This window comes from Kribbella sp. VKM Ac-2568 (assembly GCF_004345365.1).
GTDB lineage: Bacteria > Actinomycetota > Actinomycetes > Propionibacteriales > Kribbellaceae > Kribbella > Kribbella orskensis.
In genome coordinates this window covers 198202-209751 of record NZ_SLVF01000012.1, presented here as the reverse complement: position 1 = coordinate 209751, position 11550 = coordinate 198202, and the positions used below count along the sequence as shown (strand labels likewise).

The following is an 11550-nucleotide window of genomic DNA, read 5'->3' as shown; positions in this document are numbered from 1 at the left end:
ACGGAAGCTGCGCTAGCTTGAGTGCCATCACTCCAAGCGTCACGGGCTTCACCATCCGTGACCGGTCGCCACGAAGGACTGATCATCGTGCCGCTCAGACGATTCATCGCTGTCCTGGCCTCGCTTCTCGTCGGTGCCGCCACTTTGGTGGCGGTACCGACCGAGGCGCAGGCCGCGCCGAACTTCAAGGCCCCGTTCCCCTGTGGCCAACGCTGGACCTACAGCCACCACTCGGCCGAGGTCCGTCGCGCTCTCGACTTCGTCCGCGCCGACGGCGGAACCACCAACGGAACGCCGGTACTCGCGTCCGCCGCGGGTACGGCGTACCGGTTCTCGCAGCCCAGCGGCGCCGGCAACTACATCGCCATCGAGCACGGTGGCGGCTGGAAGACCTACTACTTCCACCTCTCCTCGTACTCCGTTGCCAACGGCGCCCAAGTCGCGCAGGGGCAGCAGATCGGCGTCACCGGCAGCACCGGCAACTCGTCCGGCCCGCACATCCACTACGAGCAACTGCTCAACGGCGTCGGCCAGAACATCGTCATCAACGGCTCCGGCCTGCCCTATCCGGGCTCGTACAACCAGTACTACCTGACCAGCGACAACGGCTGTGGCGGCGGCACCGGTGGCGCCTTCATGACCTGGGGTTCGGGCATCCGGGTCCGGGCCGATGCCCGGCTGAACGCGGCCGTCGTGACCACGCTGGCCGGGCCGACCTCGGTCTGGGTGACCTGCCAGAAGCAGGGCGACACCGTGACGGCCGAGGGCTACACGAACAACTGGTGGTCCAAGCTGCGCGACCAGGGCGGCTTCATCACCAACATCTACATCGACCATCCAGCGGCGCAACTCCCAGGAGTCCCCGTCTGCTGACCTGACCTCCACTGCTGCAGTTGCCCCAGCCACCCGAGGTGACTCCCTGGGCCTGGTCGCCGGTGATGAACGAACCACCCGAGTCGCCGGCCCTTCGAGACCTTGTTGACGAAGGCATCGACCGCTAGGGATCGCTTGCCTGCTTGGATGTTGAACCACGACGCTGTGGCGGCCGCGGACTCGGCTTTGAGCCGAGCTCGCTACAAGCACAGCAGCTAGGTCAGAGCTGCGGCGCTGACCCAGAGCGGTCAGAGTCCGAGGTGGGCCAGGACGGCGAGGACTCGGCGATGACCGGAGTCCGTCGGGGGCAGGTCGAGCTTGAGGAAGACGTTGCCGACGTGTTTGTGCACCGCGCCTTCGCTGATCACCAGCTTCTCGGCGATCGCGGCGTTGCCGAGGCCCTCTGCCATCAGGGCGAGCACCTCGTGCTCGCGGGGCGTCAGCCGTTCCAGCGGGTTGCTCCGCTTCACCATCAACTGGCTGACCACCTCGGGATCCAGCACGGTCCCCCCGGCCGCGACCCGGCGTACGGCCTCCAGGAACTCGTCGACGCGGGACACCCGGTCCTTGAGCAGATAGCCGACGCCTTCGCTCCCCGCGGCCAGGAGTTCCGCGGCGTACACCTCCTCGACGTACTGCGAGAAGACGAGGACGGGGAGTCCCGGGCGGACCCGGCGGGCCTCGATGGCGGCGCGGAGGCCCTCGTCGGTGAAGGTGGGCGGCAGGCGTACGTCGACCACCGTGATGTCGGGGTCGTGCTCCGCGACGGCCTTGGCGAACTCATCCGCGTCGCCGGCGACGGCTACCACCTCGAAGCCGGAGTTGTTCAGCAGCAGGCCGAGGCCCTCGGCGAGGATCGGGTTGTCCTCGAGGATCACTACTCGCACGGCAGGATCACCTCGACTGTCGTAGGTCCACCGATGGGGCTGCGCAGTTCCATGTGCCCATCGATCGCCTCCACGCGGTGCAGCATGCCATACAGGCCGCTCCCCCGGCCCAGCAGGTCCGACTGCTCGCCGACGCGGGCTCCCCCGATGCCGTCATCCGTAACCGCCAGGTAGAGCTCCGAACCCCGCCGCTCCAGCAGTACGTCGACGTGGCCGGCCGCCGAGTGCTTGGTGATGTTGGTGAGGGACTCGGCCACGACGAAGTACGCAGCGGCCTCTACTGCGGCAGGGACAGCGCCCAGGTCGCCGACGCGGAGTTCGACGGGGATTGGGCAGCGGGCGCACAGTGCGGACACCGCGCCGGTCAAACCGCGGTCTGCGAGGATCGGCGGGTACATGGTTCGCAGAACGCCACGTAGCTCGGTCATGGCCTGCTCGGCGCCGTCCCGGGCATCGTCGAGGAGCTTGGCGGCCTTCTCCGGATCCTCGGCCATCGTCTGCTTGGCAATACCGATCCGCATGGCCAGCGAGACCAACTGGGCCTGGGTTCCGTCGTGGAGGTCGCGCTCGATCCGTCTCAGTTCGGCGCCGTGGGAGTCCACCGCGCCGGCCCTGCTACGGGTGAGCTCCTCGACTCGCTGGGAAAGCCTGGCTGTCTCCAGCTCGCCTGCACTGGGTGCCAGCAGGCTACGGAAGCCGCGAGCATGTGCTGAGGCTAAGGCAGGAGCAACCCAGCCCATGACGGCCAGGCCGACAATCACTTGGAGCGGGCCGAGGATGAGGGCGTCGAGCCAGCTGTCGACGTCGAGGCCCATCAGCGAGAACTGCCCCGGCGCCAGCTCCCACAGCACCATCCCGACGAGTGCCGCGGGCACCGCGAAGATGGCGGTGATCGCGATAATGAGCTCCGGGATGGCCACGAGCGCCATCAGCAACAGCCGCAGGCTGCGCCGGAAGGACCGGTCGCGGACCAGCGTCACCACGTCGCCGGGCCTGCGCTTGGCGGCCTTCGGCAGCGGCGGCTCCGCCGGCAGCCCGAGGTACTTCGTGGCCTTGGCCCGCTCGCTGTTCGCCAGCTGCACCAGCCCCGCGGTGATGCCGGGGATCGCCCAGCTCAGCAGCAGGCTGATCGGGATCGCCGCCAACAGGGTGATGCCGATCAGGTACCTGACCAGCAGGTACAGGCAGGCCGGCCATCCCCGGTCGAGGATCTTCGTGAGCATCGCTGGAGCCTCTCCGTCGTCGTCACCATGATCCTCCGACAACGGACCCTCCACCGTCGGTACAGCAGGCTCTACTCTTCACCGGGCGCCTACTGGATCGTACGACTTCAGAGAGCAGGTCCGGGGTCCATGACGGCCCGGACCTGCCTGTCCCTCCTGCTAACAGATAGGCACGCCTGGGAGCTGGGCGGCCGGGTGGTCGATGTAGATGTTGGTCATGTAGCCGCCCTGGTCACGCAGCTTCGACCACCAGTTGCTGGTGGTGCCTTCAGCCGTCACCGGGTCGCCCTGCTTCTGGCAGATGACGAAGACCTGGGTCGGGCCGGGCAGCGTGGTGACGATCGAGGCGGTCAGCTTCGCGTCCGACCGGACCCGTACGCCGCTGCCGTAGGTGGTGAAGTTGTACGTCGGCGGGTTCGGGCTGCCGCCGTTGACCAGCTGCATGTAGTAGGTCCAGTTCCAGTTGGGGCCTGGATCGGTGTGGTCGTTGCCGGGCACCTCGGAGTGACCCTTGATGTGCGCGCGGTCCTTCGGGATGCCGCGGCGCTCGGCGATGTTCCTGGTCAGCGCGGCGGACGCGCGGTACATCGCGTCGGTGAACCACGACGGCTGGTCGACGAAGCCCTCGTGCTCGATCCCGACCGAGTACGGGTTGGCGTCCCGGGCGTGCCAGGCGGTGTCCTTCTCGGCCACCATCTGGGTGATCTGCCCGTCGCTGGACCGGACCACGTAGTGCGCGCTGACCTGCGCGGACGGGTTCTTGAACCAGCTGATGGTGCCGGCGTACGACCCCTGGGTCACGTGGATGACGATCGTGCTGATCGCCGCGGTCCGGCCGACCCGGTAGTTGCAGGTGCAGGCAGCGTTCCAGATCGCGCCCGGGTAGTCGGCCGCCTGGATCGAGGCCGGCGTCCGGGTGCCGAGCGGGGCCACCTTCTCGTACGCGCCCCGCTGCGGCTGCACCGGCTTCGGGTCGGTGGTGACCCCTTCGGCCCCGACTCCGGCGCCGATGATCTTGTAGACCTCGTCTGTGTAGAGCCGGCCGGTCGGAGCGTCGGCGGAGTGCGAGTACTTGGCGATCACGGTGTACCACTTGGCCAGGTCCTGGCGAGCGGATCCCGCCAGTCCGGTCTGGTCGGCGTACGAGTCGAGTACGGCGGCGGCGCCGGTGATGTTCGCCGTGGAGTCCTTGGCGAGTTGCTCGACCGGCAACCCGGTCAGCTTGTTCGCCTCGGACATGGTCGGGTTCTGAGGGTTGCTGGCCAGGTGCATCACGCCATAGCCGTTGGACTGGCTGGGCCGGCCGTCGTGGCCGTCGAGGTGCGACTCGGCGTACCCGATGCCGACCAGCACCTCACGGGGTACGTCGTAGGAGTCGGCGGCAGCCTGGAACGCCTTGGCGAGTTCGCCAGGCACAGCCGAACCGGTCGAGCCGGCCGATTCCGATGGTGGGGCGGCGTTGCTGGGGAGCGCTCCGCTCAACGCGATCGCTCCGGCGGCTGCGGCGGCCAGCACCGCGGTCATTCTGGGCACTCTTCTGGGCACTCGGGCGGTCTTACCCATGAGGGTTCGTTCCTTCCCTTGCGACGTCCGCCGCGCCTCCCGCGGCGTCCGTCCCACCGAGGGGCGTCGGCGGGTGCAGCTCACGCTAGGGCAATATCTTCCGCCCGGACCAGTAGTTACGTGAATATTTCCCGTCACAATCCGGAATTGTTCGCTCACTCTGGAGTGATGATGCCACCCAGCTGGGATCAGGGCGCGAGGACGCGGCCGCGGAGCACGATGTGTGTCGGGTGAGAGAGGACAGCCGGATTCTTGCGGGGGTCTTCGGGGTAGACGACGAGGTCGGCGGAGGTGCCGGGGAGGAGTTCGCCGGGGACGCCGAGCCACTCGCGGGCTGACCAGGAGCCGGCCGCGAGAGCTTGCTCGCCGTTCAGGCCGATGGTGGTGAGGGCCTGGATCTCCTCGGCGATCAGGCCGTGCCCGAGGACGCCCCCCGCGTCCGTGCCCGCGAAGACCGGAACTCCGGCCTCCACCGCCGAGCGCAGGGTGTCCTGGCGGCGGTTGTACAGGTCGCGCATGTGGTCGGCGTACACGGGGAACTTGGCCGCGGCCTGGTCGGCGTACGCCGGGAAGTTCTCGAGCTGGATGATCGTCGGGACCACGGCGACGCCGTTCGCCGCCATCTGGTCGAGCATGTCGGGCAGCAACCCGGTGCCGTGCTCGATGCAGTCGATGCCGGCGGCAAGGAGATCCGGCAGGGCGTGCTCGCCGAAGACGTGCGCGGTGACCCTGGCGCCGAGTTCGTGGGCCCGGGCGATCGCGGCGTTCAACGCGTCGGCCGGCCAGCACGGGGTCAGGTCGCCCGCGTCCCGGTCGATCCAGTCGCCGACCAGCTTGACCCACCCGTCACCCCGGCGAGCCTCCTGCTCGACGTACGCGACCAGTTCCTCCGGCTCGATCTCCCAGCCGTAGTTGCGGATGTACCGCTTCGAGCGGGCGATGTGCCTGCCTGCGCGGATGATCTTCGGGAGGTCCTCGCGGTCGTCGATCCAGCGGGTGTCGGCGGCGGACCCGGCGTCGCGGACCAGCAGCGCGCCGGCGCTCCGGTCTGCAATCGCCTGCTGCTCCTGCACGTCGCGGTCGACGGCGCCGCGCTGGTCGAGGCCGATGTGGCAGTGGGCGTCCACCAGGCCGGGCACGATCCAGCCGCCGGTACTGACGGTGGTGACGTCAGCAGCGGCGGGCCGGTCGATGACCAGCCCGCCGCTGAGGTGGATCTCCTGCTGCTCCCCGGCCGGCAGGACCGTGCCGGCGAGCCGTAGTACACCGGTTTCGGTCATACCGCCGACCGTAACCGTAGAGGCCTTAGCCGTGCGAGCCGCTGCCCTGGCTGCAGGGAGTGGGGTTCGTCTCGGCCGCGCACGGCGAGCCGAACGGGGTGTCCGACGGCGTCGGGGTCGCCGTGGGAGTCGGGGTCGGGGTGGGCGGGGGTGTCGGCGTCGGGGTGTCCGACGGCGTCGGAGTCGGCGTCGGCTTGTCCGTCGGTGGACGCGTCGGCCGGGTCGTCGGGCGCGTCGGTGTGTCGATCGGGTCCGGCAGGGTCGGCTTCGTCGCGGACACGCTCGGCTTCGCCGTCGGCGACGCCTTGTCGTCCGATACCTCCGGCACCGCCCGCGGGTCGGTCTTGCGGTCGGCGTTCCCGATCATCTTCGGCGCGGCCAGGTTGCCCTTCGCGTTCGGCACCAGGACGGCGCTCTTGCTGTAGACGCGCATCCAGCGCAGCACGGTGGCGACGAAGTCCTTGGAGTGCTGGTAGCGCAGCAAGGAGGCGACCAGGTCGCGCGGGCGCTTCAGGTCGTCGCCCTCGGAGCACAGGTAGACCGCGACGGTGGTGACGGCGTCGTACACGTTGTTCGGGTTGCGGAAGCCGTCGCCGTTGCCGTCGGCCCCGAACTCCTCCCAGACGCCCGGGATGATCTGCATCGGGCCGACCGCACGGTCCCAGGTCAGCTCGCCGTCGTAGCGGCCCTTGTCGGTGTCCTTGACCCGGCCGGTCTCGCCGCGGCCGTTGAGCACCGGGCCGAGGATCCTCCCGCGGGTGGTGCCTGCCACGTCGACCTTGCCGCCGCTGGCGTGCGCGGATTCGACCTTGCCGATCCCGGCCAGCAGCGGCCAGGTGAGCCCGCAGTTGGGGCGGACCACAGCGAGATTCGCGGTGGCACGGCGGTAGGCGGGGAAGACCCCGCGGGGGATGCCGTTGACGGCACCGGGCCGGGCCGGCCGGACGACGGACCTGCCGTCGGTCGCTCCCTGGACGGGCACGTCCGCTCGGGCAGGCTTGTCAGATCCGATCCGGCCGTCCACTCCGGGACGCTGCGGGACGATCATGGTCAGTTCGTCGAATTCACCGCTGTTCAGACCGGCTCCAGGCGATGGGGCGACCGGGCTGTCCGCCGCGAGCTGGCCGGAGGCACCGGCTCCGCCCGAGGCGACTGTCACGATGGCCCCCACCAGGAGGGGGGCCGTGCACAGTGAAGCGATGATGATTTTGACCCGACGGTTTCCACTACGGGTTAGGCGCATAGTTCCCCCAACGACCCATGCGCCGGAAAGTTACCGAAGGGCGACGGAAAGTTACCTGAGCTGATAGCCCACGGTGTGGCAAACCGTCACAAATCCGCTGGTACGACGCTCAGCCGCCGGCCACGGGCGACTCGTCCAGCATCCGGACAAGCGGATTTCTTAACACTCCAGGGGCTCTTCCGGTCCCGTTTCCCGCTTCTGGGAGCCAGTCGCCGCCGTCAGGAGCCAGGTGCAGCCGTCGTCTCCGGGGCAGCCGTCGGCGCCGGGGTGCACGTCGGGTTCGGCGCCGGGGGCTCCGTCGGCGCGGGAGTCGCCGTCGGCTCGCACTCCGGCGTGTTCGTGGGCGGAGTGGTCGGAGGCGTCGTCGGGGGCGTGGTGGGCGGGGTGGTCGGCGGCGTCGTGGGAGGCGTCGTCGGAGGTGTCGTGGGCGGAGTGGTCGGCGGCGTCGTGGGAGGCGTCGTCGGAGGCGTGGTGGGCGGGGTCGTCGGCGGCGACGTCGGAGGCGTGGTCGGCGGGCTCGTTGGAGGCGTCGTCGGCGTGTTCTGCGTCGGCGTCGGAGTCGTCGGCCTGGGCGTCGTCGGGCGCGGAGTCGTCGGCCTCGGGGTGGTCGGCCGCGGCGACGTCGGGGTCGTCGCGGTCGGCTGGACCGAGGGCCTCGGGGTGGTGGTGTTCGGAATCTGCGTCGGGTCGTCGTCGTGCTGGACGTTGCCCTGGTTGTCCGACGGCGGGGCGATCGGGGTGGTGTCGTCCGGCACGGTCACCGTGGACTTGCTGTACGACTGCATCCAGCGCAGCACCGTGGACACGTAGTCCATCGAGTGGTTGTACCTGAGCACCGCCTGCACCAGGCCCTGCGGATCGCGGAGGTTCGCGCCATTGGAGCAGAGGTAGTCCCCCGCCGCCCGCGCCGCGTCGAAGACGTTGTGCGGGTCCTTGACCCCGTCGCCGTTCCCGTCAGCCCCGAACGTGTTCCAGGTCCCCGGGATGAACTGCATCGGGCCGACCGCCCGGTCCCAGCGGCTGTCCCCGTCGTACTGGCCCTGGTCCGTGTCGCTGATCGCGGCCATTCCCGGGCCGCCGTCGAGCACCGGGCCGAGGATCTTGCCGCGGGTCAGGCCGGCGGCGTCCACCCGGCCGCCGCTGGCGTGGGCGGACTCGACCTTGCCGATACCGGCGAGCAGCGGCCAGGTGATGCCGCAGCCGGGCTTGGCGACGGCCAGATCATTGGCAGCCTTCTGGTACGCCGCGAGCACGGTGCCCGGGATCCCGGAGGCATCCCCGACGACTCCGACGACCGGCGGCACCTTGCTTTCGGTCGCGCCGGTGACCGGGACCTCGATCTGGGACTTCTTCTCAGTGGCGACGCTGCCGTCGACACCGGGCTGGTTCGGCACGTCGTCGGCCAGGTCGTCGAAGACCGCGTCCTGCCGCGGCTGGCTCAGGGCGTGCGCGTCCACGATGAACGTGCTCGACGTGACCCCGCCGGTGACGAACACGGCGATCAGCGCGGCCGGGGGCGCAAGACAGACACCAGCGGCGGTGAGCTTCCCCCGCCAGGTGTCCAGGTTGCTGAACTGCTGCCTCATCGAACCGTCCCTCGACGTATTCCGCAGTATTTCAAACTTCGGGCGTAGGCACGATCTTAGTCGTCACGGGGCTACGGACAACCGGTGACGGTGAGTCAGCTACCGCTGAGCGGCAGATTCGGTCACTCGGTCACTTACCGTCCTTGCCGTCGAGCAGGTTCTTGAGCGCGTCGGGCAGTTCGAAGTCGCCGCCGGCGGCACCGCCGCCGAACGCGGCCGGGAGCTGCCCCGGCTGCGGCTGCGCGGGCTGACCGCCGCCACCGGCCCGCTTGGCCGGGTTGCCGGAGCCACGCTTGGCCTTGCCCTTCTTGGCCTGCTGCTTGGCCTTCTTGCCGCCACCCATACCCGGCATACCAGGCATCCCCGGCATTCCGGGCATTCCGGGCATGCCCTTGCCGGACGCCATCGCGGACATCATCTTGCGGGCCTCGAAGAACCGCTCGACCAGGCCGCTCACGGTGGCCACCTCGGTACCCGAGCCGCTCGCGATCCGGAGCCGGCGGGAGCCGTTGATGATGTTCGGATCGGCCCGCTCGGCCGGCGTCATCGAGTGGATGACCGCCTCGATCCGGTCGATCTCGCGCTCGTCGAAGTTCTCCAGCTGGTCCTTGAACTGGGCCGCGCCGGGCAGCATGCCGAAGATCTTGGTCAGCGGGCCCATCTTGCGGACCGACTGCATCTGGGCGAGGAAGTCGTCCAGGGTGAAGTCCTTGCCGCCCTTCTTCTGCAGCTTGGCGGCGGTCTTGGCCGCCTCCTCCGCGTCGAAAGACTGCTCGGCCTTCTCGATCAGGCTCATCACGTCGCCCATACCGAGGATGCGCGACGCCATCCGGTCGGGGTGGAAGACGTCGAAGTCCTCGAGCTTCTCGCCGTTCGAGGCGAACATCACCTGGCGGCCGGTGACCTGCGCGATCGACAGCGCGGCCCCACCGCGGGCGTCACCGTCGAGCTTGGACAGCACCACGCCGTCGAAGCCGACGCCGTCGAGGAATGCCTGCGCGGTGTTCACCGCGTCCTGGCCGATCATCGCGTCGACGACGAACAGGATCTCGTCCGGGGTGACCGCGTCCCGGATGTCCGCGGCCTGCTTCATCAGCACCTCGTCGACACCCAGCCGGCCGGCCGTGTCGACGATCACCACGCTGTGCTGCTTGGTCCGCGCCTCGTCCATCGCCTGCCGCGCGACCTCGACCGGGTCGCCGACACCGTTGCCCGGCTCGGGCGCGAACACCGGTACGCCGGCTCGCTCGCCCACCACCTGCAGCTGGGTGACCGCGTTCGGCCGCTGCAGGTCGGCGGCGACCAGCATCGGCGTCTGGTGCCTCGTCTCCTTGAGCCACTTGGCCAGCTTCCCGGCCAGGGTGGTCTTACCAGCACCCTGCAGACCGGCCAGCATGATCACCGTCGGCGGCCGCTTGGCCATCCGCAGCTCGCGGGTCTCGCCACCGAGGATCTTGACCAGTTCCTCGTTGACGATCTTGATCACCTGCTGCGCCGGGTTCAGCCCGCCGCGCACCTCGGCCCCGCTGGCCCGCTCCTTGACCGCGGCGATGAACTCCCTCACCACCGGCAGCGCGACATCGGCCTCCAGCAGCGCGATCCGGATCTCCCGGGCGGTCGCGTCGATGTCGGCATCGGTCAGCTTGCCCTTGCCGCGCAGATTCTTGAACGTGGCGGCAAGGCGATCGGAAAGGGTGTCGAACACGAAACAGTCCGTTTCATTCGGTGGAGCAGGCCGGTACGCACCCACAGGCACGCAACTCAGCGAGTCTACCGGCCGCAGTACCACCCCACCCGCCCCGGCGTCCCGCAGACAACCCCCACCCTCCCCACTACCCTCTGCCCCAGCAGAAGATCCACTCTCACCGGGGGCGACGGCCAATGGACAGCGCAGAGTTCAACCGACGCTACTTCGACGCGTTCAACACACTCGGAACCCGCCTGATGACAGATCTCCTGCAGACCCAGCGCGACCTACAGGCCCTGGCGAAGACCCTCCCAGACGAGGCAGCCCGCCTGGACGCTGAGGAGAAGGTGCACGAACTGCCGACCTACCTGCAACCAATGTTCGATCCAATGACCCTGGATCGCCGCGAGGCCGAACTAGTCCTAGACGCCGCGGACCACACCACCGGAACCAAAGAGGAGCGACTTGCGGCGATCGACGCCACCCGGAAGAAGATCTGGGCGATCGCCGACCGCGCCGGCGAAGACGCCCACCAGATCCGCTACATGACCCGCCGCCTCGACACCGCCGAAACAGACATCCTCGACAGCAACTACCTCCCCTGGAATGACGACTACGACCAGGGCGACCCGCATCCGTAAGCCGCCGAGCGGCTCTGCCCGTTCGTGACAGTGACCTGTGGATACTCGCGAACGGAGGAGCCTGCGGGCGGATATCGTTGCGGGTGTCTGTACGGACGGTGACCAAGGAGGTGTGATGGACGACGGCAAGGTCGACCTCGCTGTGTTCAACCGTGCCTTCGCGCGCGCCCGGGATCGGGTGCAAAGTGGAGAGGGCGCCGATATCGAGGCCGAGCAGGCGGCGCTTCAGGCGCTTGTTCCGGCGAACGCCTCGGAGCACGATCGCGGATGGACCGGCCGGTTGATCGCGTCACTCGCCGAGCCACCTGCACCGCCCCGTGAGTGGAGCGAGTTCTACCACCAGGCAGGTGCGGTTCACGCCGCGGCATACCGGGCCGAGGGAACCGTCGAGGAGAAGATCGCCGCCCTCGAAGAAGCCCGACGCAAGATCTGGGAGATCTCCGAACAAGCCCCCGCCGACGAGGAGATCCACATCAAGGCGATGACCAGAGTGCTGGAACACCTCGAGAGAGAACTACGAGATCCCACCTTCCCGATGGAGGAATCGCCCGGACAAGGCGGCTGAGC

General features: G+C 68.9%; 11 protein-coding genes. 3 read left to right on the top strand and 8 right to left on the bottom strand.

Annotated features, from left to right (window positions below; translation table 11 throughout):
• Nucleotides 1-87 precede the first annotated feature (87 nt).
• Nucleotides 88-873: a M23 family metallopeptidase gene (locus EV648_RS31585; protein WP_241995782.1), complete on the top strand. Its 786-nt coding sequence runs from the start codon at nt 88-90 to the stop codon at nt 871-873.
• On the opposite strand, the gene EV648_RS31580 is transcribed toward EV648_RS31585, so the two are convergent.
• From EV648_RS31580 to ffh, 8 genes are all read right to left on the bottom strand, one after another.
• Nucleotides 815-991, bottom strand: a complete 177-nt coding sequence (locus EV648_RS31580) for a trypsin-like serine protease (protein WP_241995781.1) — start codon at nt 989-991, stop codon at nt 815-817. The genes EV648_RS31585 and EV648_RS31580 overlap by 59 nt on opposite strands.
• Nucleotides 992-1121: 130 nt before the next feature.
• Entirely contained in the window at nt 1122-1760 is a 639-nt protein-coding gene (locus tag EV648_RS31575) for a response regulator transcription factor (RefSeq protein WP_132298780.1), read from the bottom strand.
• Nucleotides 1751-2983 carry a sensor histidine kinase gene (locus tag EV648_RS31570; protein WP_132298779.1) on the bottom strand — a complete coding sequence of 411 codons (1233 nt, stop codon included), beginning with the start codon at nt 2981-2983 and terminating at the stop codon, nt 1751-1753. The genes EV648_RS31575 and EV648_RS31570 overlap by 10 nt, the downstream gene beginning before the upstream one ends.
• Before the next feature lie 159 nt (nt 2984-3142).
• Nucleotides 3143-4507, bottom strand: coding sequence for an N-acetylmuramoyl-L-alanine amidase (locus EV648_RS31565; protein WP_241995779.1), 1365 nt, complete (start codon nt 4505-4507; stop codon nt 3143-3145).
• Nucleotides 4508-4734: 227 nt separating this feature from the next.
• On the bottom strand, nt 4735-5826 hold the full coding sequence (locus EV648_RS31560; RefSeq protein ID WP_132298777.1) for an amidohydrolase family protein: 1092 nt from the start codon (nt 5824-5826) through the stop codon (nt 4735-4737).
• A gap of 25 nt (nt 5827-5851) precedes the next feature.
• Nucleotides 5852-6985 carry a lytic transglycosylase domain-containing protein gene (locus EV648_RS31555; RefSeq protein WP_241995778.1) on the bottom strand — a complete coding sequence of 378 codons (1134 nt, stop codon included), beginning with the start codon at nt 6983-6985 and terminating at the stop codon, nt 5852-5854.
• 302 nt (nt 6986-7287) lie between these two features.
• A complete protein-coding gene (locus EV648_RS31550; RefSeq protein WP_132298775.1) occupies nt 7288-8655 on the bottom strand; it encodes a lytic transglycosylase domain-containing protein in 1368 nt (455 codons plus the stop codon).
• Nucleotides 8656-8785: 130 nt separating this feature from the next.
• Nucleotides 8786-10360, bottom strand: a complete 1575-nt coding sequence (ffh, locus tag EV648_RS31545; protein ID WP_132298774.1) for a signal recognition particle protein — start codon at nt 10358-10360, stop codon at nt 8786-8788.
• Between the two features lie 176 nt (nt 10361-10536).
• On the opposite strand from ffh, the gene EV648_RS31540 reads away from it, so the two are divergent.
• Both EV648_RS31540 and EV648_RS31535 read left to right on the top strand, forming a co-directional pair.
• Nucleotides 10537-10983: a hypothetical protein gene (locus EV648_RS31540; protein ID WP_132298773.1), complete on the top strand. Its 447-nt coding sequence runs from the start codon at nt 10537-10539 to the stop codon at nt 10981-10983.
• Nucleotides 10984-11098: 115 nt separating this feature from the next.
• A complete protein-coding gene (locus EV648_RS31535) occupies nt 11099-11548 on the top strand; it encodes a hypothetical protein (protein ID WP_132298772.1) in 450 nt (149 codons plus the stop codon).
• Nucleotides 11549-11550: the final 2 nt, after the last annotated feature.

Coding starts and splice junctions, on each gene's coding strand:
- EV648_RS31550 (WP_132298775.1), bottom strand. CDS start 8,655: ATGAGGCAGCAGTTCAGCAACCTGGACACCTGGCGGGGGAAGCTCACC.
- EV648_RS31565 (WP_241995779.1), bottom strand. CDS start 4,507: ATGACCGCGGTGCTGGCCGCCGCAGCCGCCGGAGCGATCGCGTTGAGC.
- EV648_RS31535 (WP_132298772.1), top strand. CDS start 11,099: ATGGACGACGGCAAGGTCGACCTCGCTGTGTTCAACCGTGCCTTCGCG.
- EV648_RS31580 (WP_241995781.1), bottom strand. CDS start 991: ATGCCTTCGTCAACAAGGTCTCGAAGGGCCGGCGACTCGGGTGGTTCG.
- EV648_RS31570 (WP_132298779.1), bottom strand. CDS start 2,983: ATGCTCACGAAGATCCTCGACCGGGGATGGCCGGCCTGCCTGTACCTG.
- EV648_RS31560 (WP_132298777.1), bottom strand. CDS start 5,826: ATGACCGAAACCGGTGTACTACGGCTCGCCGGCACGGTCCTGCCGGCC.
- EV648_RS31540 (WP_132298773.1), top strand. CDS start 10,537: ATGGACAGCGCAGAGTTCAACCGACGCTACTTCGACGCGTTCAACACA.